Raw genomic sequence first — 21,663 nt, 5'->3', positions numbered from 1 at the left:
CCATGCGCATCGGCAGACTCGAACTCATCCGCTACGGCAAATTCACCGGCCACGACGTGGATTTCCCGGTGGCGGAGCATGACTTTCATTTTGTCGTCGGTCCGAACGAGGCCGGCAAGTCGACCATCAAGAACGCCATTGCCGAGCTGCTGTTCGGCATGCCGCACAGCTCGCCGCTCGCGTTCGTGCATCCGCAGAGCGATCTGCGGCTCGGCGCGTCGCTCGAACTGGACGGCTCGGCGTTCGCGTTTCATCGCACGAAGAGCCGCAAGTCGTCGCTCACGGCGCCGAACGGCGACCCGCTCGCCGCCGACGCGCTCACGCCGTTCCTCGGCGCCGCCGACAAGCACTTTTTCGAGCAGATGTACTGCCTGAATCACGACGCGCTGCGGCGCGGCGGCGACGCCATTCTCGATGCCTCGAGCGATGTCGGGCAGGTGCTGTTCCAGTCGGCGGCGGGCATCGCGAGTCTCGGCGACGTGCGTCAGCGCCTCGCGGACGAAGCGGACCGGCTGTGGGCCCGGCGCAAGTCGGGCGATCGGGCGTATTACGCCGGTCTCAAGCAATTCGACGAAGCCAGCGCCGAGCTGAAGACGGCCAGCGTGCGCACGGCGCAATGGCGGCGCGCGCAGGGCGCGGTCGAGGAGGCTGAGGAGAAGCGCCGCGAACAGGACCTCCAGCGTGCGGCGCTCGAAGCGCAGCGCGGCCGGCTCGAACGCGTGAGGCGCGTGGCGCCGCATCTGAACGTGTGGCGCGAGAAGAGCGCCGAGTTGCGCGAGCTGGGCGAGGTGCGGGAGTTGCCGGCCGACGCCGGAGCGACGCTGCAGAATGCGCTGACGCGGCTGGCGTCCGCTGAACGGGCGGTCGAATTGCATGTGGCTGAAGCGGCGCGCTTGCAGATCGAAGCGGATACCATCCAGCCCGACCGGACAATGCTCGCCGCGCAGGCGCGCATTCGTGCGCTCGATGCCGCGCGCGAACGCACGGCGAATCACGCCGGCGAGATCGCGCGGCTGGAAAACGAAGTGGACATGCGGCAGCGGCAGGTCGCGCAGCACAGCGCGCAACTCGGCTGGCCGCAGGACGAAGCGGGCGCGCGTCACGCGCTGCCCGGCGCGCTCGTGCTCCAGACCCTGTCGAGCCTGATGCTGGAGCGCGGCGGATTGCAGCAAACGGCGCGCAACGCCGGGCAGGCCGCCGATGAAGCCGCGAAGCAGATCGATATGCTGAAGACGCGGCTGGCTGGAATCGACGGCGGCGAGGTGTCGCCGGCGTTGCGTGCCGCCTTGCGCGCGGCGCAGAAGTATCGCGATTCGGGCACCGAGCAACGGCGTCTCGAAGACGCGAAGCGCGAAGCCGAGCAGGCGCTCGACGCGGGTCTCGCCGCGCTCGGACGCTGGACGCGGCCGGTCGACGCGTTGCAGTCGATGACGCTGCCAGCGCAGGAGCGCATCGCGACGCTGCGACGCGAGCGGCAGGAGCGGGCATCGCGCGTGACGCTCGCCGAGGATCGGCTGGACGAGGCGCGCGACGATCGGCGCGCGGCGCAGCATGCGCTGGACGAACTGGTCGAAACACACGACGTCGTGACCGCCGCCGAAGTGCGCGATGCCCGTGCGACGCGCGATGCCGCGTGGCACGCGATCCGTTCGGGCGAAGTTGCGCTTGCCGCGGGCGCGCCGGGCTTCGAGCAGCAGCTGCATGCATCGGACGGGCTGGCGGACCGCCAGTTGGGCTCGGTCGGGCAGGCGACGCAACTGACGGCGCTGAAGCGGCGCATCGTCAGCGCGGAAGAAACACTCGCGCGGCGTGAGGAAGCTGTGCGCGAAGCCGCGACCGCATTGACGCAGTTCAACGACGACTGGCGCGCGCTCGCCGTGCAGGCGGGCCTCGCGGAGATGCCGCTGGACGATGCGCCGGCGTGGATGGCATCGCGCGATGCGGTGCTGACGGCGGCGCAGGCGCTGCACGCTTGCAGCGCGGAACTGACGCGCGAAGCCGCCGATGCCGCCGCGCGCCGCGATGAACTCGCGCGTCAGTTGAGTGCATCCGGCGCACCGGAGGATCTGCACGCCGGTATCGATGCGCTGTGCGACAGCGCCGAGGCACGCATTGCCGCCATCGACGAAGCGGGCGTGACGCGGCGCAATCTCCAGGCACAGCTCGACGAAGCGCAGGCCGAACGCGGCGCACGCGAAGGCGCGGCCAAGGCGGCGCGTGAAGCGTTCGAGCGCTGGCAGCGGGACTGGACGGCGGCGCTCGACAAGGCAGGCCTCGCACGCGCCGTGGATTCGCAGGCGGCGGCCGAAACGGCGCTCGACATCGTGAAGCAGATCGGCGAGCAGTTGACGCACGTGGACGGCATTCGCAGCGGTCAGATCGAAGCCAGGCGCCACGCGCTTGCCACGCTCGATGCCGAGGCCGAGCAACTGGCGCAGGAACTCGACGCGTCGCTGACCGCAGCGGGCGCGTCGCGGATCGCGACGGAGCTGTCGGCGCGGCTCGATCGCGCCGTGGCCGCGCAGGCCGACAGCGATCGGCTGAAGAAGGAACATGCGGCGGCGGAGACGCAGGTGAGCCACGCGAGACTCGAAGTGGAGGAAGCGAAGGCCACGTTGCGGCCGCTCTACGAACTGGCGGCGGTGGACACGCCCGATGCGCTCGCGCCGCTGATCGCGCAATCGCATCAAAAGGGGCAGCTCAAGGCCGCCGCCGACGACGCGCGCGCCGCGCTCATCCAGGGCGGCGATGGCCTCGCGCTCGACGAGCTCGTCGCGGAAGTGGAGGGCGCGGACATGCCGAACGTGGCGGCGGAACTGTCGCGGATCGGCGCGGCGCTGTCGGAGTCGGTGAATGCGGCGCACGACATCGCGGCGGCGCTCGAAAGTGCGCGGCGCGAACTGGCGGCCATTTCTGGCGACGCCAACGCCGCCCGCGCCGAGGCGAAGCGGCAGGAAGCGCTGGCCTCCATGGCCGATGCCGCCGAACGTTTCGTCAAGGTCGAAACCGCTTCGACGCTGCTGAAATGGGCGATCGACCGTTATCGCGAACGCCGTCAGGGCCCGATGCTGTCGCGCGCCAGTGCGATCTTCGCCGAACTGACGCTCGGCAATTTCTCGCGGCTGGTCGTGGACTACGATCGCCAGCCGATGGCGCTCTCCGCGGTGCGAGTGAGCGGCGAGCATGTCGAGATCGGCGGAATGAGCGAGGGCACGCGCGACCAGCTGTATCTCGCGTTGCGCCTCGCGGCACTGGAGGAACATGGCGAGCGCGCAGCGTCGCTGCCATTCGTCGCCGACGACCTCTTCATCAACTTCGACGACGGCCGTGCGCGCGCCGGTCTGCGTGTGCTCGCGCAACTCGCGAAGCGTACCCAGGTGATCTTCCTGAGCCATCACGATCATCTGGTCGAGATCGTGCGCGAGGTGTTCGGGCCGCAGGTCAACGTGCGTTACATGGGCTGACGCGTCTTGCGCGTATCGTGCGTCAGGCGTCGTGCAGCAGGGCATCGAGGCGCAGAAGCGCATTGCGCGCGCCATCCGCGATGCCGACACCCCGGTCCGGCGCAATGGCGTGCTCACGCGGATTGATGCGGATCACGCGCGATCCGTTGCGTTCGCTGAAGCGCCTGACCGTGGGCAGCGCACGCCCCGCGCCGAGTTCGACGACCACCAGCCGTTCGACGCCGTGCAGCCACGCAGCCAGCCGGCGTTCCTGTTGCGCCGAGCGCCGCTCGATCCAGTTCCAGTCGCCGAACATCAGGATGTTCGGTCGCGCCAGCGCATGACAACGCGGGCAGCGCGGCGGCGCATTGAGCAGTTCACAGCGCGCTTCATCGACGACGGGATCGAAGCCGTCCGCGGACCAGAGATCATGCGTGCAGGCGTCCAGGCATTGCAGCGTGTCGATCGCGCCGTGACATTCGGCGATGCGCTCCGGTGCAAAACCCGCGCGCTGGAACTGGCCATCGACATTGCTCGTGAATACGAACGCGCCGTGCGGCATGCGCGCCGCCCAGCGCTTCAGCAGGTGGAAGCCCTCATGCGGCTGCGTTGCCCGGTACAGCGCCAGCCGATGCCCGTAGAAGCCCCACGTCAGTTGCGGATGGCGCACGAAGCCCGCGGGATTGGCCATGTCCTCGAACGAGAAGCCGTGATGCCGCAGTGCCGGATACGCGCGCCAGAACCCTTCCGGTCCGCGAAAGTCCGGCAAGCCCGAGTCGACGCCCATGCCGGCGCCGGCGGTGACGAGCAGGCCATCGGCGGCGCGGATCCAGGCGGCGGCCTGGTCGAGCAGCGCGGTGTCGTTCATGGCGACGTGCCTTCGACATAACGGTTGGCGAGCTTGCGATAGTCTTGCGCGAATTCATCGCGCAGGGTCTGCGGCGCGAGGATCTCGACGTTCGCGCCGAGGGCGCGCAGCCACCAGCGCAGTTTCAGGCTCGGCGTGACGGTGCCGGAGATTTTCGTGCGGCCGTCGGGCAGAGTATCGATCTGCTGATCCTTCGACATCGGCGATTCGCGCAGCTGATTGCCGGCGTGGCCTTCGAAGGCGAGTTCGAGACGCACAGCGGGCTCGGGCAGGAAATCGAACACCTGCTGCGTCTCGATGTACTTGCGCAGCTTGAAGTCCTCGGGATAGGTGAAGGCCTCGCCGGATTCCATCACCGAGCGAATCCGGTCGAGCCGATACAGCGTGCGCATCCATTCGGTTTCGCCTTTCTCGGGACGCGGCGCGCGCTTCGGATCCTGTGCGACCATGTACATCACGCCCGCCGATTCCACCAGCGCGAGCGGCCAGAGCGTGCGGGTCTTCGGTTCATCGGTCTGGCTGCCGCTTTCGTTCTTCTCGTTCTTTTCGCTCTTGTACGCGGGACGGTATTGCACGAGCAGTTCGCGCTCGAAGAAGGTCGCGGTCGCGACAGCCTGGAAGATCTCCGGACGCAGCTTCGGACGAATCAGCGTGAAGGCGCCATCGACGGAATCGATCTTGTCCGCCCACGCGCGATAGATGCGGCTGTCCTCTTTTTCCTGCGACAGCCGCGCCTCGGCGGCCTTGAAGAGCGGATCGATGTCGCGGGTCACGGCGTTCGGCAGCTTGTTGCCGGCGAAGCGCTGGAGGATATGGAACGCCACGGCCTCGGATGCGCTCATCAGTCCGACACCTTCCTGCAGACCGTGCAGCCAGGGCTTGCGTTGCCACAGCAGTTCGCGGCCGTTGAGCATCGAGACGACGCGGCCGTCCGCTTCGAGCGCCGTCAAGTGACGCTGCACCTTCTTCGTATAGCCGACGCGATGCCCGCGCTCCTCCAGACGGCGGCGAATTTCCGGCGTGGGAAGCCAGGCGGTGGCGTCCCGTTCGGTCGGCAGCACGCGGAGGATGGCTTCGTCGAGGCTGTTGGTCATGGCTTGGGCGAGTTGGGAACCGCGTTCGATTATAAGAAGCACCGGGACAGATTGTGTCCTGGTGCTCCGGCGGCACTCGCCGTGCTTCGATTTCAGATTGTTCTGGTGACGCCGCTCGATGGAAGCGGAAAGAATCCGCTCCCGGTCAGTTTATGGGTGGGGAACCGCTTTGCTATCGAGGGGCGACATCATGAGCAAGCGCGATCAAGTAGAAGTGTGCAAAGCGCTCACGCAAAAGAAAAGGGCTCAGCATGCGCTGAGCCCTTTGAATCTTTTGGTAGGCCGTACGGGATTCGAACCTGTGACCAACGGATTAAAAGAACGTTGAATGCAACGCACACCGTTGATTACAAAGGAGAATCCAGATGCTCGCACCTGACCGCGAATCGGATCAAACAGATACACCCCCCACGGTTTCCCCCACGGCGAAGCCAGTCCCTGTGGGGGCGAACGACTACTCGGCACAGCGCGAGTGGGAGCACTACCAAGTCCAGCGCGGTATCGAACGTTACCGCCGGACCCTCATCGCGCAGAAGCAGGACGGCACGACGATCGACCGGAATCTCGGCGAGGTCCACCACGGCCAGCGCATCGCCAGCGAACTGATCGGCCCGATGGTCGAGGCGGTGCAGGCGAAGAAGGCAGAGTACCTCGGGAAGCTCGAGGACCCCAAGTCGAAGCGGATCAACGACGCCTCGGGCATCTTCGGGTGTCTCGATGAGGAAACGATCGCCGCCTGTGCCGTCCTGACCGCCTTGGCGAATCCCGTCGAGGCCGGCTGGACGTCCGTGCGCCGCGCGTGCGCCGCTCGGCTGCGCCACGAGATCGAGTACCAGCAGTGGGCACGCCGGGAGCGCGAAGCCGAGAAGGCCCGCAAGGAGACCGGCGAGGACGGCATCAATATGTTCAAGCTGATGCTCAAGAGAAACAACGGGGATGTCGATAAACGAGTCTTCGACAAGTGGTCGAAGAAAACGACGACCCTGGTCAAGGAAGAGTGGACGCACGAGCAGACCATCCATATCGGGTCAGCCGTTATGTCCCTTTTCGTTGAAGCCAACGGATGGTTCGAGGTGAAGGAGCAGCGTGACGAAGGTCAGAAGTTCCCGAAGCTGGTCTTCGGGATGACCCAGACCGCGCTGGCCCTCACGGCGAGCCTGAAGCAGTCATGTGAACTCCAGCGGCCTTTCCTCGCACCGATGATCTGCGAGCCGCAGGATTACGCCTACCAACCTGAGCCTGAAAGTAAAGCGAGTTGCTGAGATGAACACTCAAGACACCAAGCGAATCACCCTGCCGTTCTTCGGCGCCACGATGCCGGTCGAAGTGCCGGTCCCGATCCGCCTCGGCGACCCCGCGTGGGAGCGTCAGGTTCACCCGATGGTCCGCGAGGCCGTCGAGGCGCGTTATTGCGCCCAGAAGTAAAGCGAGTCACTTACCAAACCACAGGAGCATCGCCATGGCAAGCCGCAAACCCGCAGCCTCGACCCAGTTGAAAGAAGCCCAAGCCAAGATCGCTGAACTCGAGTCGCGCATCAAGACCAGCGAGATGTACAAGGGCTGGGCCGAGAGCAGCAACAAGGAATCCCGCGCCGAACTCGACGACACCCACGCGATCCTCGACGTGATGCCCGGTGCGCTCCCGCGCAAAGACGGCGAAGGCAATAGCCGGTCGGCGCACGTCCGTCTGGCGTCGTATCTCGCCTCGAAGTAAAGCAAGTCACTTACTCACACCTCTCCGTTCACTGGACCTGACACCATGACGAAGCTCAACGGCGGTTACCTGACTCTCAAGACCGACGCGGTCAAGAGCAACGACTTCACCAACGCGCACACCGCGTCCCTCGACGTCCCGCTCAAGGGCGCCCACCTCGCGGCGCTGAACTGGATTCAGAAGACCCGCTGGGCGGTGAACCGCGACGTCCTCGACGTGGCGAATGCCTGCAAAAACCGGGGCCTGGACGTCCCGGGCTTCCCGGCCGGCGAGGAAATTCCGCTTCCGGAGTACCCGGCCCATCTCGAGAAGACCTCCGAGGAGTTCAAGCGGCACATCCGCGACCGCGAGAAGATTCACAACGAGAACGCGCGGAACGCCGGCATGCGGCTGAAGCTGTTCGCGATGCTGGGCATGGCCGACGAACTCGCCGACTTCCCGGCTCTGTGGTTCCCGCACTATGCGGACTTCCGTGGTCGATTCTACCCGCGCCCGCAGGACCTGCACACGCAGGGCGACTCGCTGGTCAAGGGCCTGCTCCGGTTCTCCGAGCCGGTCGCGGTGACCGACCGGGGCTGGTACTGGATTCGCGTGAACACCGCGAACTACTTCGGCTTCGACAAGGCGACGCTAGAGGAGCGCCAGCAGTGGACCCTGGATCATCTCGAGGGCATCCTGGCCGTCGCCAACGACCCGATCGACGACCACAAGGCGTTCGAGTTCTGGACCCAGGCAGACAGCCCGTGGGAGTTCCTTGCGGCCTGCTACGAGGTCAAGCGCGTCTGCGACTACATGATGGTCAACCGGACGGTCGAAGGCTTCCTGTCGACGATGGTGTGTCGCTATGACGCCACGTGCTCGGGCATCCAGCATCTCGCGGCCCTCATGAAGGACCCTCTCGCGGCCGAGCAGGTCAACGTGAAGCCGATGGGGATCCGGGCCGACATCTATAAGAAGGTGGCGGAACTGGTGAAGCAGGCGATCCAGCTTGACCTCGTGAACTCCACGACCGCCGAGATGGCGGCGCTGTGGGTCGGCAAGGTAGAGCGGTCGACCGTCAAGCGGGCGGTCATGACGACCCCGTACGGCGTCTCGGAGCGCGGCATCCTGACCCAGTTGATCCAAGACGGGTTCGCGGACCACATCGAGAACGGCAAGGAGCGCTATGCCGCCGCCCAGTACCTGACCGAGAAGATCGTCGGGGCACTGGACGACAGCATCGAAGCCCCGCGCACGGCCATGGGGTACTTCCGACAGGTCGCGGCGCACCTCGAAGAGAAGGGCCTGCCCCTCTCGTGGGAAACCCCGTCAGGCTTCTCGGCCAAGCAGGCGTACTGGAAGACCGCCGAGAAGCGCGTGTCGACCCTGAGCGGCGACGTGATGATCCGCTTCGAGGAACCGCAGGCTGGCTTCAAGCCGGGTAAGCAGGTCCTCGGGGCGGCACCGAACGTCGTGCACTCATTCGATGCGACGCACCTCGCGATGGTCTGCGTGAAGATGAAGGAGGCAGGCGTGCGCGACCTCGCGTTCGTTCACGACTCGTTCGGCTGTCACGCGGAGAACAGTGACCTCCTGCTGGCCGAGACGAAGAACGCCTTCGTCGAACTGTACAGCGAGGACACGCTGGAGCAGTGGAGGCAGTCCGTGATCCGGCTGACGGGGGTGGAAGACATCCCTGCGATCCCCACGCTCGGCTCCCTGGAGGTGTCCGCAGTCTATGACTCGGAGTTCTTTTTCTCCTGAAGTAAAGCGAGTTGCTTACAAGCGACTCATTGATTAAACCCGCACAGGGTGACGACCCTATCGGCTCGCTTCGGCGGGCCGTTTTCATTTCCTCTCTGGACTTTCAAACCATGACCAAGCTGACATACAAATCCGCCGCTGACCTGATCGCTGACTTCAAGGCTGGCGCGAAGTTCGAAGTCCGTGGCCTCTCGACGGGTACCAAGTCCGTCACTGACATCACTGCCCACAATTATGGCTTCGGTGGTTTCGCTGTGAAGCACAGCACCTATGAGTCCATGGATTGCTTCCGCGTCGACGGTACGCACCCGGGTGATTCGCGCGTTTTCCTCGTGAAGATCGCGGACGCTCCCGTGACCATCGGGAAAGGCGGGGTGTTCCCGCTGCCGTTCAAGACGTCGCAGGAGATCGTCGAGGCGTTCACGCGCGGCGCGAAGTTCGTCATCGAGTTGGACGGGAAGCAGAGCCGCGTCACTTCGCTCACGAAGCAGGGTGAGGACTTCAACGTGTTCAACGGCGGCACGTCCCCCTTCAGCCTGTTCCGCGCGAACGGGACACATCCGTTCGACTACAAGCTCATCATGACCGCCGCGCCGTCCCCGGCCCTCGCCGAGCAACTCAAGACGAAGCTGACGGCGCCGATCGAAGACTCCGTGATCGCCCCCGAGCCGTTCCTGAAGCGCGTGCTGGCCGGCGAACACTTCCACGTCCCGGCGACTCGCGAAGTCCTGCACTCGGTCGAGTTCAAGACCGGGGCACTGTTCGTCAGCTTGATCGACGAACAAGGTAACCAGCGCACTTCGGACAACTATAACCACGAAGGGAAGCACAAGTGGGTCGCCGGCCGATCGCTGGTGGCCGGCCCGCTCCCGAAGAAGCCTGAGCCGGAGCGCAAGCAGGTCAACGTCGACATCTACCGCCACGCCTTCAACGGCTCCCTGTTCGTCATCCGCGAAGGCGAAGTGGTCCCGAACATTCGCGGGATCAGCAACGCGACCAAGGTCGGCTCGACCGTCATCGCAGAACCCCAGAAGTAACCCCTCCACCTCCCCGCACCACCCCGGGATAGAGCGGCGCTCGGTCCCGGGCCGTCGCTCGCCCATCTCCTACATCATCTCAAGGCATTCAAATGGCAGAAGCAAAGAAGGGCAAGTCGAAGATCGTCGGCAAGTTCGTGACCCCCAAGGGCACGTTCAAGTACGCGTGGCTCGCCAAGCCGGACAACAGCGAGTACGGCAAGGGCAAGTTCAAGTGCGCGATCCTGCTCGAGCAGGGCGTGAAGGAGAACGACGACTTCGCCAAGAAGCTGAACGATCTCCACAAGGCCGGCAAGGGCAAGGCAGACGCCCGCCCGGCCAAGGACGGCTCGGCCCTGGCTGACGCTGCGATGGAAGAAGGCAACGACAAGAAGGAGTCGCTGCGAGGCCACTGGGTCATCACGGCGAAGTCGAAGCAGAAGCCGGAGCAGAAGGCGGCGGACGGCAAGACCGATCTCCGCGAGACCGCCAAGTCGGGCGACTACGGTCGCATGTCGATCGCCGCGTCGGAGTACGACACCGGCTCGAACAAGGGCGTCACGCTGTACCTGAACGGCATCAAGCTGCTCGAGCGCCACGCTCAGTCGAACCTCGGATTCGAAGACGAGTCCGGCGACTACGAGAACGACGACACGGAACCCTCGATGGACGAGGACGAGTCGGAAGGCAGCGGTGAAGGCTCGTCGGGTTCGAATGACGACCAAGATTTCTGAGTTCCGTCTCAACGTGGTGCCCTTGCCGGCACCGCGTCCCCGGGTGTCGAAGTTCGGCACCTACATGCCTGCGTCGTACAAGGTGTACCAGAAGGCCATCGCCGCAGCACTCCCCACGAAGCCCGCGACCCCGCTGACCGACGAGTTGATCGTCGCGATCGAGTTCGTCTGTAAGCCGATCGCGAAGTCGAAGTTCTCGACCCCCATGGGCGACCTCGACAACTTCGCGAAGGGCGTCATGGACACGCTCACGGACGAGGGCTGGTGGGAAGACGACCGGCAAATCATGTCTCTCCTGCTGACCAAGCGCTTCCCCGAACCGGGCGAAGCCCCGCACATCAACGTTGCAATTCAACCGACCGAATAACCATGATCCTCATCCTCATCAAGCTGCTCGACCGCCTCTCCGTCGCCATGGAATCCGCCATCGCACGCGAGCAGGCCAAGCTCGACGCCAAGCTCAAGTCGGCCGCTGACCTTGTGTCGCAGGCCAACGCCCACCGACGCGCCATCAACACGGGCCGCAAGGTCTCTGCCGTGATCGGCGCCGTGGTCGCAGATACGCAGCCGAAGGTCGTCGTCGCCGAGACGACGGACACGGAAGCGAAGTAAAGGCATCGCCCGGGCCTCACCGGGCGGCTCTCAACCACACCCTACTGACATGCAGACCAACATGAAACTCTCCCCGCAAGCCCAACTCGTCCTCCGTCACCTCCAGTCGGTGGGCAGCATCACCAACGTCGAAGCCAACGCCGTGCACAAGGTGCGCAGCGTGAGCCGCCGGATCACGGAGATTCAGGATGCCGGCGTGAAGATCGCCAAGGTCCGTCGCCGCGACCACACGGGCCAGGTCTACGTCCGCTACTCGCTGACGAAGTGAAGTTCGAGCACGTCACGTTCATCCCTGTCGCCAACGAGGCGGCGGGGGAACAGGTCTGTGACGGCTGTGTCTTCTCCGACCGCCGCACGTACATGGTCTCGGACTGCCATGCCCACGCGTGCTTCTCCGACGACTTCCCTGAAGGTCATCACCTCCGCGAAGCGCGGAACATCATCTGGGTTCGACCGCAATGAAGAAACTCCTGATCCTCGCCGTGCTGGCGCTGGCCGGTACGGCGCACGCCGCTGACCAACTCGTCGACACCGACAAGCACGAACTCCCGACGCACCGTCTGCAGTTCAGCGACACGCTGGACGTCGTGCAGGACCCCAAGAACAACGTCGTCTGCTACGTGGCCCGTCAGTCGGACAGCCACGCCATGCAGTTGCAGTGCCTGAAGGTGAAGTGATGAAGGCCAAGTTCCTCAGCTTCTTCGCGAAGCCTCTCGCCGTCCTGCTGCTCCTCCTGTGTCTCGTCGCCTATCCGTTCGCGCTGCTGCGCGAGGGGTTCGACCACATGCGGGCCGAGCACCGCTGGTGCTGGCAGGGCGGGTTCCTGAAGGGCATCCGCGACTGCTACCTGGAGTTGCGCGACCACTTCAAGGCGTGACATGCGCCGTTACCGCGACGTCCTAGTCCAGCCCGGCTGCGGCCTAGACCAAGCACTCGAGGCCGGGGATCGAACCCTGGCCTCTTTCATTTACGAGGCGTGCGAGGAGCAGTACCAGCGCACGCATTACGGAGCAGACAATGAGCCGACACATCTCCGACGCCGTAATCCACAGCAACCTGATCCCGACTGCGCATCAAGCCCAGACGTCGCTGATCTCTGACATCAAAGCGGAACCGATGCTGTTCCGCGCCGATCCCGCCTTCGCCTTCGTTCACGGCGACTTGCTGACGATGGACTTCCTCCACGCGGCAGCGACGCTGTGGGGCGACGGCACTATCGAATCCCTGAAGGGCTGCATCGTGGACTCCCGCCATCACATGCTGATGCCCGGGATGGTCCCGTGCATCCCCGGCTGGCACACGGACGACGCGCCGCGCAGCAAGGATTACTGCGACGGTCAGCCGAACATCTTCGATCCCGAGTACGAGACCCGGCATCTGCTGTGTGTCGTCGACGCGGGCACCGGGAGTCTCACCGAGTTCCTGCGCGGTCCCGTGGACCTCGACCGGCAAGTGATCGAGAGCCACCACACGGCGTTCGGTACGAACTTCTACAAGGCAGTGGACAGCCAGATCGAGTATGGCTCCGTCGCGGCTGACTGCGAGCGCGTGACCCCGCTGTCCGGCGACATCGTCGAGTTCGACGTCCACTCGTGGCACCGAGGCGTCCCCGCCAAAGCACGCGGCTTCCGATTCTTCATCCGGATCACCCGCAACTCCAAGCACAAGGTCGAGAACGAACTGCGCAGCAACGCGCAGGTGTACATCACCGACACCTCCTACGGATGGTAGCCCATGGAATTCAAGCCATTCCCTAAGACCCCGCGACTCAAGCGCGACATCATCATCACCGAGAAGCTGGACGGCACGAACGCTCAGGTGGTGATTTCCTTCGAGCCACTGGACTCGCGCTTCGGGGTCGACATGACAAACGTGATCGCCGTGAAGGAGTCGACGCTCCCGCGTCACTCGTACTTCATGCGCGTCGGTTCGCGCACCCGTTGGATAACCCCGGGTAAGACGACGGACAACTACGGCTTCGCCGGCTGGTGCAGGGACAACGCCGACGAACTCTTCAAGCTGGGCGAAGGCCAGCACTTCGGCGAGTGGTACGGCCAGGGCATCCAACGGGGCTACGGTCTCGACCACAAGCGCTTCGCTTTGTTCAACACGGCCCGATGGGGCGACCACAACTCGGACACCCCGAAGTGCTGCGAGGTGGTACCGGTTCTCCGTGTGGGGCCTATGGCGAGCGTGGAGTACGCCATGAACGAACTACGTGTACACGGCAGCAGCGCGGTCCCCGGCTTCGACCGGCCCGAGGGAATCATCGTCTACCACACGGCCTCGCAGCAGAACTTCAAGGTGCTGATCGAGAACGACCACATGCCCAAGGGCGAGACCAACAAGGAATCAGCATGAAAAAGCAGCAACCCCAGACGGTCACCGTCAAGTTCCGTGGCTACTTCGCAGCGAAGATCGGCGCGGACCTGTACCAGCTTCGCGGTCGCGGCGAGCGTCGGAACGTCAGCCACGCTGAACTCGTGTCGATGCTGAACGCCCGTCCGAAGAAGCGGGTGAGTAAGTGAGGCCGAAGACCTTCGCACAGGCGCAGGTCTCGTTCTTCTACCTCCTGCGCAAAGACGGGACGGTCTATGACGGCCCGTATCTGAGTAAGGGCCCCGCGACGTCGCGGCTGAAGTCCCTCCAGCGCTCGTATGACTGGGCAAAGCAGATGCGCCCGAACGAGGAACCGAAGTGCTCGCAGGCTTCCGCCTTCGATCTCGTTGAGGTCGTGTACGACCGCCGCCCTAACTGTCTCGTCCACAAATTCAAGGGGTGACATGCAGCAGCACGAATCCGATTCAACACTGCTGTCGAAGGGTCCGTGCGACAACTGCGGATCAAGCGACGCCAACGGGGAGTACGACGATGGGCACACGCACTGCTTCTCGTGTGGCAACACGATACAGCCGGAAGGAGATTCAACCCGGCGAAGTGATTCGAGTGGCGCTGTACGCGGGGGGCGACCAGCCGATCTTCTTCCTGGTGAGTTCAAGTCCCTCGGCAAGCGAGGCATCGAAGAGTCGACCTGCCGCAAGTATGACTACCGAGTGGGCAAGGACCACCACGGGAAGTCTGTGCAGATCGCGACGTACTACGACGCCTCTGGAAGCCCTGTAGCGCAGAAGCTCCGCGACGCCGACAAGAATTTCTCCTGCCTCGGCAAGATGAAGTCCGCCGGCCTCTACGGTCAGCATCTGTTCCGAACGACCGGCAAGAAGGTGATCGTTACAGAGGGCGAGATCGACTGCCTCTCCGTGGCTCAGGCGCTGTCCCTGAAGTGGCCGGTGGTCTCCATCGCCAACGGGGCACAGAGCGCAGCCAAGGCGCTCGCGGCCGAGATCGAGTGGCTCAAGGGCTACGACGAGATCGTCCTGTGGTTTGACGATGACGAACCGGGCCGCGCTGCCATCCAGGCGTGCGCCGCCGTGCTCCCGCCTGGCAAGCTGAAGTTCATCACGACCCCGCTCGAGTGCAAGGACGCCAACGAACTGCTGCTGAAGCACGGCCCCAAGGCCGTCGTGGACGCGACGTGGGAGGCGAAGACCCTGCGCCCGGACGGCGTGATCTCCGGCGAGGACCTGACGCCCGAACGGCTGAAGGCCAAGGCGGCACCGGGATGGCAGACGCCGTACCCCGTTCTCAACGACATGACTCGCGGCATTCGCCCGCGCCAACTCTGGCTCATCACGGCCGGCACTGGCGTCGGTAAGTCGACTGACGCTCGCGAGTTCATGTACGCGGCGCTGTGCGAGGGCAAGAAGGTCGGCGCCCTGTTCCTGGAGGAAAGCGTCGAGGACACCGGGAAGTACCTCGTGGCCCTGGACCACTCCGTGCCGGCCGAGGACCTCGAGGACAACCCGGGTCTGCTCACCGACAAGCAGTGGGAGTCCAGCTACAAGAAGCTGTTCGCAGGCGGGAACTACCAAGCCTACGATCACTTCGGCGCGACGGACGCAGACGGTCTCGTGAACAAGATGGAATTCATGGCGCTCAACGGCGCCGAGTTCCTGTTCCTCGACCACTTGACCATCGCGGCGACCGGCCTGGACAACGAAGGGCAGGACGAACTGCTGACCAAGCTCCGCTCCATGATCGAGCGGACGGGCTGCAGCGTCATCGCGATCGCCCACGTCCGCAAGGAGCAGTCGGGGTCCCGGACGGCCGAGGAGGGCGCACAGTTGTCCCTGTCCAGCATCAAGGGCAGCGGGTCGCTGAAGCAGATTCCGGACGTCATCGTAGCCAAGGAGCGGAACCAGCAGGCCGAGGACGAGGCGGAGCGGGACATCTCGCAACTGCGCGTGCTCAAGGTCCGCCGGGGCGGCAAGACGGGTCCCGCTGACCGTCTCAAGTACGAGCCGAAGACCGGTCGCCTGAAGCCTTTGCCCAAGGAGATCGACCAGATGGATCAGGACGAGTCGCCAGACGACGCGCCCTTCTAAGGAACCAGTTGGAATTCAAGGTATGCAAAGGCTGCGGCGGGAGATTCCCGCTCAGTCTTTTCTCCCCTGACCCTCGAGGTCAGAGTGGAGTTAAGGGGAAGTGCAAGAAGTGTGTCGCCGAAGCCAAACGTATCTGGGCCTCGACCAACTACACGAAGTTGATGCTCTCGCAAACAAGGGCGCGGGCGAAAAAGCTGGGCAGGGAGTTCAACCTGACGCTCGCCGACCTCGTGATCCCCGATCTCTGCCCTGTTCTGGGCATCCCTCTTTACCCCTCTGTAACAGGTCGTCGTGACCGGACCCACAGTCCGAGCATCGACCGCATCGACAGTAGCCGTGGATACACGCGAGACAACATCGTGATCGTGTCCTACCGCGCGAATGTCATCAAGAACAACGCTACTCCCGACGAACTCGACCGGGTGGCTTCGTTCTATCGCCAACTCACTGACCGCTGACATGACCGAACAAGTTCAAGCAGAGGACGTTGTCGTAGATCGACACGTCACTATCCGACGTCACGCGTTCATAGCGCATGACACTGACATCAACCAGCTTTCTCGAAACACCGTCCGCGCAGTCCAGGACGCCACCAGCCGGGCGTATGTCGAGGCCGACAGGCTGAACCGTCGCCCGGTGATGGTCGAGATCGTGATCTACGTGGCGCCGGAGAAGGAATGACTCCCACTACCGACCTCCCCATCCTCGCATGGGACTTGGAGACCGATGGCCTCCTGAAAGAACTCACTCGAATCTGGGTGCTCGCGATCGGCGAGGTTGGTAGTGACGAGATCACGACCTACACGGATTTCGACTCGAACTACCCCTCGCTTGCGGAGGGGGTACAGAGGCTGGTGTCTCACGTGGAGGCCGGTGGACTCACCGCCGCCCACAATGGCATCAACTTCGACCGCAAGGCTCTCAAGAAAGTCACAGGCGTCGATATTCCGTACACGGCGATCCTCGACACGCTGGTCATGGGCCGTCTCCGTGAACCCGAGCGCCTCGGAGGCCACAGCCTGAAGACGTACGGCGTCGAGATGGGGGTCCTCAAGGGTTCCCATGACGAGTGGGATCGCTACTCGGAAGAGATGCGGGACTACTGCGGCGACGACATCCGCGTCACCAAGGCTCTCTACGACCGGCTCAAGGTCGTGCGTGGCTGGGGCGAGTCCTGCGACCTCGAGCATACCGTCGCGTACCTCATCGACCTGCAGATGGAGAACGGCTTCCCGCTGAACATGCGGGAGGCGATGACGCTCGCAGCCTCTTTGTGGGAGCGCCGGGATGGGTACCTTGCCGAAATGCAACGGGTGTTCCCGCCGATCTTTGTCTCCGGCGGGGTTACGGTTCCGAAGAGATCAATGAACCGGGATGGGCGCTCGTTCACAGCCGGCGCTGCATACACCAAGTTGGTCTTGCAAGAATTCAATCCCGGCTCCGAGTATCACGTGGCGAACCGACTGAAGAAGAAGTACGGCTGGAAGGCCCCGCTGACTGAGAAGGGCAACCCGAACATCACGGAAGCCGTCCTCAAGAAGCTGGACTTCCCCGAGGTGCAGCCGCTCCTCAAGTTCGCCCGGGTCGACAAGCAGTGGACCCAGTTGGCCTCCCCGCCCAAGAAGAACGGCACGGGTGGCGGCTGGATTCACCACGCGGACGATGAGCACCGCGTGCACGGATACGTCAATTCGAACGGCGCCGTGACGGGCCGGATGACGCACAGCCGGCCGAACTCGGCCAACATCGATTCGGCCGAGGAGATGCGTGCGCTGTGGGTCCCCGGCTCAGGTCGGAAGATGGTCGGGATCGACGCCGAGGGTCTCGAACTCCGCGTGCTCGCTCATTACCTTGCGCGGTACGACAAGGGGCGCTTGACGAGTCAGCTTCTCGAAGGCGACAAGTCGAAGGGGACGGATGCTCACTCCGTGAACAGGGACAACACTGACCTGTTCAGCCGAGATGGCGCGAAGACTCTTCTGTACGGGAGCCTGTACGGGGCCGGCGATGAGAAGGCCGGGTTCATCTGGATCGCTGATTGGCGAGCCAGCGGTAAGCCGGTGGAAGAGTGGCCGGCATGGTGTCGTGTTGGTAAGAAGCTGAAGGCCCCCAAGGCCATCGGCAAGGTCGTCAAGGCTAAGCTCCTCGACGGTATTGTCGGCTTCCGTCAACTGATCGCAGACGTCCAGGCCGCAGCCAAGAAGCGTGGGTGGGTCAAGGGTGTCGACGGTCGTCGCATCCGCATCCGTTCGGAGCACGCCGCGCTCAACTCCCTGCTCCAAGGAACCGGCGCGATCATCATGAAGAAGGCCCTCGCGATCTTCTATGCGGAGATCACGGAAGTTCACGGCCTCACCCACGGGAATGAATTCGGGTTCCTGGCAGCGGTGCACGATGAATATCAATTGGAAGTCCTCCCCCAATACACTGAGTTAATCGGTGTGACCATGAAGAACGCCATCACCAAAGCGGGGGAGCACTGGGACTTCCGGTGCCGTCTCGATGGTGCGTTCGAAGTGGGCGACAACTGGTCCATGACTCACTAGTGAAGCGTGACAACCCCGGCCACTTCACAGGAGCCGCAAGCGAGCACTTCGCCGCTTCGTGGTTTCTGCGGAGTGGTCAGCAGGTCTATTGGCCTGCAGTACAGCAGGATGCGGCCGACTTCGTCGCGTCGACGCCCGATGGACTGAAGAAGGTTCAGGTCAAGACGGCAACGTGGAACAGGGCTTCGCCTCCTTGGGCGTACCTGCAATGTCGGACCCGCCCCACGAACACCTACCAGCATTACAAGCCGAGCGAGTTGTACGACCTGATGGTGGTCGTCGACCCCAGTTTCAAGCGCCTGTGGTGCATCCCCTCTCTGCTAATCACTTCGAGCAACCTTTGTCTGGACGGAACACATCCGAACCGGAAGCGCTCGGTGTGGGCTGACTATGAACATTCCCTATGAACAAGCTGACCATTGAAGACCTGAAGACCCTCGTCGTCAAAGCCCGCGACGTCCTGCCCGACGCCGTGATCTCCGGTGGCGCCCCGCGCGACATCCTGCACGGCGTCCCCGTCAAGGACATCGACCTGATGACCGGCTACGGCGTCACGAAGACCGTCCTCGAACGTCTCGCCGAGGCTGTCGGCGGCACGTTCACCGTCCGTGAACCGCTCGACCCGTCCGGCATGGAGGAGTTCGAGTGGGAGATCGACATAGGCCTGGGACGCCCGGCGATCAACGTGATCTGCCTCGACCCCTTCGAGATCACGGACCCGGTCGACAACCTGCACGACTTCGACTTCGGGCTGTCGCAGATCGCGGTGACACCGAATGGTGTCGTGATGACGCCGAGCGCAGTGCAGGACATGTACCTGCATACCATCTCGTACGAGGGCGACCGGGGCCGCGAGGATTGGCGCATTGCGTCGTCGGCCAAGCGGCTCAAGCGCCTCGAGGCCAAATACCCGCGCTGGGCGTTCGTCAACTGCGACGGCCTCCGCCAACGCCCGGAGTACACCCTGTGAAGAACGCTACCTGGAGTGTGAGAACTGCGGTGTCGGAGCGGCAGTTCGAATCAGCCGAGGGCTGGGTACGCACGGCCGATGGCGATGGCATCGCCTTTTCCCACACGGCTCGATATGGGGAAGACGTAACGGTCTTCTTCCCGTGGACCGCTGTCATCTCTCTGACGACGCGGAGGCCGCTGTGATCTCCCGCTTCCTCGCGTCCCTCTGGGACCACGGCTTCTGGACGCTCATGCTGCTCACCTCGCTCGCCGGCTGGCTCCTCGGCGGCTGGGTGGCCGTCACGCTGTTCCGTCTCATCTTCGGTCGCTGACATGACCGGCTCTCAACCAATCCGCTGATGGTGGTGCGCGAGGGTGCTTCCGCATCCCGAGTACCGCTGCTGCATTCCGGAGGAAAAACTATGACCCGCTTGGAGAAGTTCCTGGCTGCGGCCGCATTCACGGCCCTCGTAGGCGCGATGTCGATGATGTGCTTCGCCGTCTATATGGCCATCAGGCTCGCTTGACCACAGCCCTCATTGATGGCGACGAGGCGATCTACAAAGCCACCGTCATCAAGGTCGAGGAAACCGACTGGGAAGCCGAGACGTTCGGCGACCGTCCCCCGACCTTCGAGGAAGCCCTCGAGGCTTTCAACCGCATCGTCGCAGCTTGGGTTCGCGAGGTCGACGCAGACGACTACATCATCTGCCTGTCGCCCAAGCAGCGCGGCCTGTTCCGGCGCGGCATCTACCCGGACTACAAGGCCGCTCGCGGCGAGAAGCCCGAGCAGTACAAGCCGGTCGAGGACTTCGTCTTCGAGAACCTGAACCCCATTTGGTATCCCGGCCTCGAGGCTGACGACGTCATGGGCATCCTGAGCGGCCCGGGCAAGATCATCTGCTCGAACGACAAGGACATGAAGACCGTCCCCGGCATGCTCTACATCACCGGCAAGAAGACGCTGGTGGAGATCACGCCGTCCCGAGCGAACTACCAGTGGATGCTTCAGACCCTGACCGGTGACAGCACGGACGGGTTCAAGGGGTGCACCGGGATCGGCCCGAAGAAGGCTGAAGCCGCTCTCACCGAGGCCGGTACGACCCTCCCGAACATGGCCCGCGCGGCGCAGGACCTCTACCTCGCGCCGAAGACCGGCAAGTACCGTGACCAACTGCAGGACCTCAGCGACTTCCGCCGCGAGGCGGTGCTCGCACGCATCCTCCGACCAACCGATTACGACACCGAAACGGGCGTGGTCTCCTATGCCATCCCGGGGGTCAAGGACATTCACTTCAATGCAAGAGACAAAGCACGCTGACTTCCCGCAACTCGCTTTCCCACTCATCGGGATCGCGGGACCGGCGCGGAGCGGCAAGGACACCATCGGCAAGTACCTGAAGGACGAGTACGGCTACGCGCACCTGTCGTTCGCCGAGCCGCTGCGTCAGTTCGTCTGCAAGATCACGGCGATTCCCCGCGAGCATCTCGACGACCTGAAGGAAACGGTGGTCGACTGGATCGGACAGTCGCCGCGTCAGATGCTGCAGACGCTCGGCACCGAGTGGGGTCGCGGCATGGTCAACGAGAATCTGTGGGTCCTCTCGGGCATGCAGCAGGCCCTCGCCCTGGCGGAGCACGACAACCGCTACTCGATGTTCACCGACGTTCGCTTCGAGAACGAGGCAGATGCGATCCGCCAACGCGGCGGCATCATCATCCATGTCTCGCGCCCCGACGCGCTTCAGGTCGCGGCGCATGTATCGGAAGCTGGTGTCCCGTTCGAGCGTAATGACTGGCGCATCGTCAACGACAGGACGCTCGACGACCTGTACACGCGGGTCAACGAGATCATGGAGAACGTCTGATGCTCCCGATCCCGTCCTGGGCGATGAAGGCCATCGCGGGGATTCTCCTCGCGGTCGGCCTGTCCACCGCCTTCCTCCTGTACCGCTCCCACGTCTACAACGACGGCGTCACGGCCGGCCTCGCGCAGGCGGCTGCAACCCAGAAGGCCGCACTGGACAAGGCTCACGCGGCCGATACCGTCGCTGCCGCCAAGGCGACCGACGCCCTCAAGGCTCAACTCAAGGATGAACGTGATGCTCACCAAGCTCGCAAGACGGCTCTCGAGGCCGCACTCTCTGCTGCTCGCGCTGACGGTGTTCGTCTCAGCGATCAGCTTGCCCGGCTGCACAACGACGCAGTCGCCGGTCGTAGTCCGGGACCTGCCGCCGCTGCCGCCGGCACTGGCTCGCAAGGCGATCCCGCTGAAGGAAATGGGGCCAGCGTCGTCGCCGGTCCCAGCCAGTTCTCCCTCGCGGACCTGATGCGGAACGATGAAAGCAATTACACAATTTGCCGTAAGAATTCTGCAAGGCTTACGGCGATTCAGGACTGGTACGAAAGCCTCCGAAAAGGGGACGCTTCCGGACAGGCCCGAGCCGTCGCTGAAGCCCCCTCGGATTAAAACCGCACATGGTAGAGGAGGCCCTAT

Annotated in this window: 29 protein-coding genes; 27 read left to right on the top strand and 2 right to left on the bottom strand. The window is 63.9% G+C overall.

The annotated features are described in order from the left end of the window. The first annotated feature begins 2 nt into the window (after nt 1–2). A complete protein-coding gene (locus QCE69_RS12305; protein WP_309930981.1) occupies nt 3–3,464 on the top strand; it encodes an AAA family ATPase in 3,462 nt (1,153 codons plus the stop codon). A gap of 22 nt (nt 3,465–3,486) precedes the next feature. Here QCE69_RS12305 and QCE69_RS12300 read toward each other — a convergent pair whose 3' ends face one another. Both QCE69_RS12300 and QCE69_RS12295 read right to left on the bottom strand, forming a co-directional pair. Then, a complete protein-coding gene (locus QCE69_RS12300; RefSeq protein WP_309930979.1) occupies nt 3,487–4,311 on the bottom strand; it encodes a Sir2 family NAD-dependent protein deacetylase in 825 nt (274 codons plus the stop codon). Next, on the bottom strand, nt 4,308–5,405 hold the full coding sequence (locus QCE69_RS12295) for a WYL domain-containing protein (RefSeq protein WP_309930978.1): 1,098 nt from the start codon (nt 5,403–5,405) through the stop codon (nt 4,308–4,310). Before QCE69_RS12295 ends, QCE69_RS12300 begins: the two co-directional genes overlap by 4 nt. Before the next feature lie 190 nt (nt 5,406–5,595). Here QCE69_RS12295 and QCE69_RS12290 point away from each other — a divergent pair, with 190 nt between their 5' ends. The 26 genes from QCE69_RS12290 (at nt 5,596) to QCE69_RS12165 (ending at nt 21,636) form a co-directional block, all read left to right on the top strand. Next, nucleotides 5,596–5,733 carry a hypothetical protein gene (locus QCE69_RS12290; RefSeq protein WP_309930976.1) on the top strand — a complete coding sequence of 46 codons (138 nt, stop codon included), beginning with the start codon at nt 5,596–5,598 and terminating at the stop codon, nt 5,731–5,733. 37 nt (nt 5,734–5,770) lie between these two features. Continuing rightward, the gene (locus tag QCE69_RS12285) at nt 5,771–6,667 is read left to right on the top strand and encodes a hypothetical protein (protein ID WP_309930975.1); all 897 of its coding nucleotides are present in this window, start codon (nt 5,771–5,773) and stop codon (nt 6,665–6,667) included. Nucleotide 6,668: 1 nt separating this feature from the next. Next, on the top strand, nt 6,669–6,830 hold the full coding sequence (locus QCE69_RS12280) for a hypothetical protein (protein ID WP_309930973.1): 162 nt from the start codon (nt 6,669–6,671) through the stop codon (nt 6,828–6,830). Nucleotides 6,831–6,864: 34 nt separating this feature from the next. Beyond that, the gene (locus QCE69_RS12275) at nt 6,865–7,119 is read left to right on the top strand and encodes a hypothetical protein (protein ID WP_309930972.1); all 255 of its coding nucleotides are present in this window, start codon (nt 6,865–6,867) and stop codon (nt 7,117–7,119) included. A gap of 45 nt (nt 7,120–7,164) precedes the next feature. Then, the gene (locus tag QCE69_RS12270; RefSeq protein WP_309930971.1) at nt 7,165–8,862 is read left to right on the top strand and encodes a DNA-directed RNA polymerase; all 1,698 of its coding nucleotides are present in this window, start codon (nt 7,165–7,167) and stop codon (nt 8,860–8,862) included. 110 nt (nt 8,863–8,972) lie between these two features. Further along, nucleotides 8,973–9,899 (top strand): hypothetical protein, encoded by a 927-nt coding sequence (locus tag QCE69_RS12265; protein WP_309930969.1) that lies wholly within the window; start codon nt 8,973–8,975, stop codon nt 9,897–9,899. 92 nt (nt 9,900–9,991) lie between these two features. Beyond that, the gene (locus QCE69_RS12260) at nt 9,992–10,612 is read left to right on the top strand and encodes an ssDNA-binding protein (protein ID WP_309930967.1); all 621 of its coding nucleotides are present in this window, start codon (nt 9,992–9,994) and stop codon (nt 10,610–10,612) included. Beyond that, nucleotides 10,593–10,979, top strand: coding sequence for a RusA family crossover junction endodeoxyribonuclease (locus QCE69_RS12255; protein ID WP_309930965.1), 387 nt, complete (start codon nt 10,593–10,595; stop codon nt 10,977–10,979). Before QCE69_RS12260 ends, QCE69_RS12255 begins: the two co-directional genes overlap by 20 nt. Before the next feature lie 2 nt (nt 10,980–10,981). Beyond that, entirely contained in the window at nt 10,982–11,224 is a 243-nt protein-coding gene (locus QCE69_RS12250; RefSeq protein WP_309930964.1) for a hypothetical protein, read from the top strand. A 61-nt stretch (nt 11,225–11,285) separates the two neighbouring features. After that, the gene (locus QCE69_RS12245) at nt 11,286–11,492 is read left to right on the top strand and encodes a helix-turn-helix domain-containing protein (RefSeq protein WP_309930962.1); all 207 of its coding nucleotides are present in this window, start codon (nt 11,286–11,288) and stop codon (nt 11,490–11,492) included. A gap of 190 nt (nt 11,493–11,682) precedes the next feature. Continuing rightward, nucleotides 11,683–11,901 (top strand): hypothetical protein, encoded by a 219-nt coding sequence (locus QCE69_RS12240; RefSeq protein WP_309930960.1) that lies wholly within the window; start codon nt 11,683–11,685, stop codon nt 11,899–11,901. Continuing rightward, a complete protein-coding gene (locus QCE69_RS12235; RefSeq protein WP_309930958.1) occupies nt 11,901–12,101 on the top strand; it encodes a hypothetical protein in 201 nt (66 codons plus the stop codon). The genes QCE69_RS12240 and QCE69_RS12235 overlap by 1 nt, the downstream gene beginning before the upstream one ends. Nucleotides 12,102–12,241: 140 nt before the next feature. Further along, the gene (locus QCE69_RS12230) at nt 12,242–12,955 is read left to right on the top strand and encodes a hypothetical protein (protein ID WP_309930955.1); all 714 of its coding nucleotides are present in this window, start codon (nt 12,242–12,244) and stop codon (nt 12,953–12,955) included. Nucleotides 12,956–12,958: 3 nt separating this feature from the next. Beyond that, complete coding sequence (locus QCE69_RS12225; protein WP_309930954.1) at nt 12,959–13,585, top strand: RNA ligase family protein; 627 nt, start codon at nt 12,959–12,961, stop codon at nt 13,583–13,585. Further along, nucleotides 13,582–13,752, top strand: a complete 171-nt coding sequence (locus QCE69_RS12220) for a hypothetical protein (RefSeq protein WP_309930952.1) — start codon at nt 13,582–13,584, stop codon at nt 13,750–13,752. Before QCE69_RS12225 ends, QCE69_RS12220 begins: the two co-directional genes overlap by 4 nt. Beyond that, nucleotides 13,749–14,006, top strand: a complete 258-nt coding sequence (locus QCE69_RS12215; protein ID WP_309930950.1) for a hypothetical protein — start codon at nt 13,749–13,751, stop codon at nt 14,004–14,006. Before QCE69_RS12220 ends, QCE69_RS12215 begins: the two co-directional genes overlap by 4 nt. Nucleotide 14,007: 1 nt before the next feature. Continuing rightward, on the top strand, nt 14,008–15,669 hold the full coding sequence (locus tag QCE69_RS12210; RefSeq protein WP_409021182.1) for a DnaB-like helicase C-terminal domain-containing protein: 1,662 nt from the start codon (nt 14,008–14,010) through the stop codon (nt 15,667–15,669). 8 nt (nt 15,670–15,677) lie between these two features. Continuing rightward, a complete protein-coding gene (locus QCE69_RS12205; protein ID WP_309930947.1) occupies nt 15,678–16,127 on the top strand; it encodes a hypothetical protein in 450 nt (149 codons plus the stop codon). Between the two features lies 1 nt (nt 16,128). Next, nucleotides 16,129–16,350, top strand: coding sequence for a hypothetical protein (locus tag QCE69_RS12200; RefSeq protein ID WP_309930945.1), 222 nt, complete (start codon nt 16,129–16,131; stop codon nt 16,348–16,350). Next, complete coding sequence (locus QCE69_RS12195) at nt 16,347–18,215, top strand: DNA polymerase (RefSeq protein WP_309930944.1); 1,869 nt, start codon at nt 16,347–16,349, stop codon at nt 18,213–18,215. The genes QCE69_RS12200 and QCE69_RS12195 overlap by 4 nt, the downstream gene beginning before the upstream one ends. After that, on the top strand, nt 18,215–18,622 hold the full coding sequence (locus tag QCE69_RS12190) for a group I intron-associated PD-(D/E)XK endonuclease (protein WP_309930942.1): 408 nt from the start codon (nt 18,215–18,217) through the stop codon (nt 18,620–18,622). The genes QCE69_RS12195 and QCE69_RS12190 overlap by 1 nt, the downstream gene beginning before the upstream one ends. After that, nucleotides 18,619–19,185: a hypothetical protein gene (locus QCE69_RS12185; RefSeq protein WP_309930940.1), complete on the top strand. Its 567-nt coding sequence runs from the start codon at nt 18,619–18,621 to the stop codon at nt 19,183–19,185. The genes QCE69_RS12190 and QCE69_RS12185 overlap by 4 nt, the downstream gene beginning before the upstream one ends. 181 nt (nt 19,186–19,366) lie before the next feature. Further along, nucleotides 19,367–19,498 (top strand): hypothetical protein, encoded by a 132-nt coding sequence (locus QCE69_RS12180; RefSeq protein ID WP_309930937.1) that lies wholly within the window; start codon nt 19,367–19,369, stop codon nt 19,496–19,498. A gap of 191 nt (nt 19,499–19,689) precedes the next feature. Continuing rightward, on the top strand, nt 19,690–20,487 hold the full coding sequence (locus tag QCE69_RS12175) for a hypothetical protein (protein WP_309930935.1): 798 nt from the start codon (nt 19,690–19,692) through the stop codon (nt 20,485–20,487). Next, nucleotides 20,465–21,034 carry a hypothetical protein gene (locus tag QCE69_RS12170; RefSeq protein ID WP_309930932.1) on the top strand — a complete coding sequence of 190 codons (570 nt, stop codon included), beginning with the start codon at nt 20,465–20,467 and terminating at the stop codon, nt 21,032–21,034. Before QCE69_RS12175 ends, QCE69_RS12170 begins: the two co-directional genes overlap by 23 nt. Further along, nucleotides 21,034–21,636, top strand: a complete 603-nt coding sequence (locus QCE69_RS12165) for a hypothetical protein (RefSeq protein WP_309930930.1) — start codon at nt 21,034–21,036, stop codon at nt 21,634–21,636. The genes QCE69_RS12170 and QCE69_RS12165 overlap by 1 nt, the downstream gene beginning before the upstream one ends. The last annotated feature ends 27 nt before the right edge of the window (nt 21,637–21,663 follow it).

Source organism: Caballeronia sp. LZ032, assembly GCF_031451315.1.
In the GTDB taxonomy this organism is placed as follows: Bacteria; Pseudomonadota; Gammaproteobacteria; order Burkholderiales; family Burkholderiaceae; genus Caballeronia.
The sequence above is the reverse complement of the archived record's forward strand: the minus strand, read 5'-3'. Positions and strand labels throughout refer to the sequence as shown.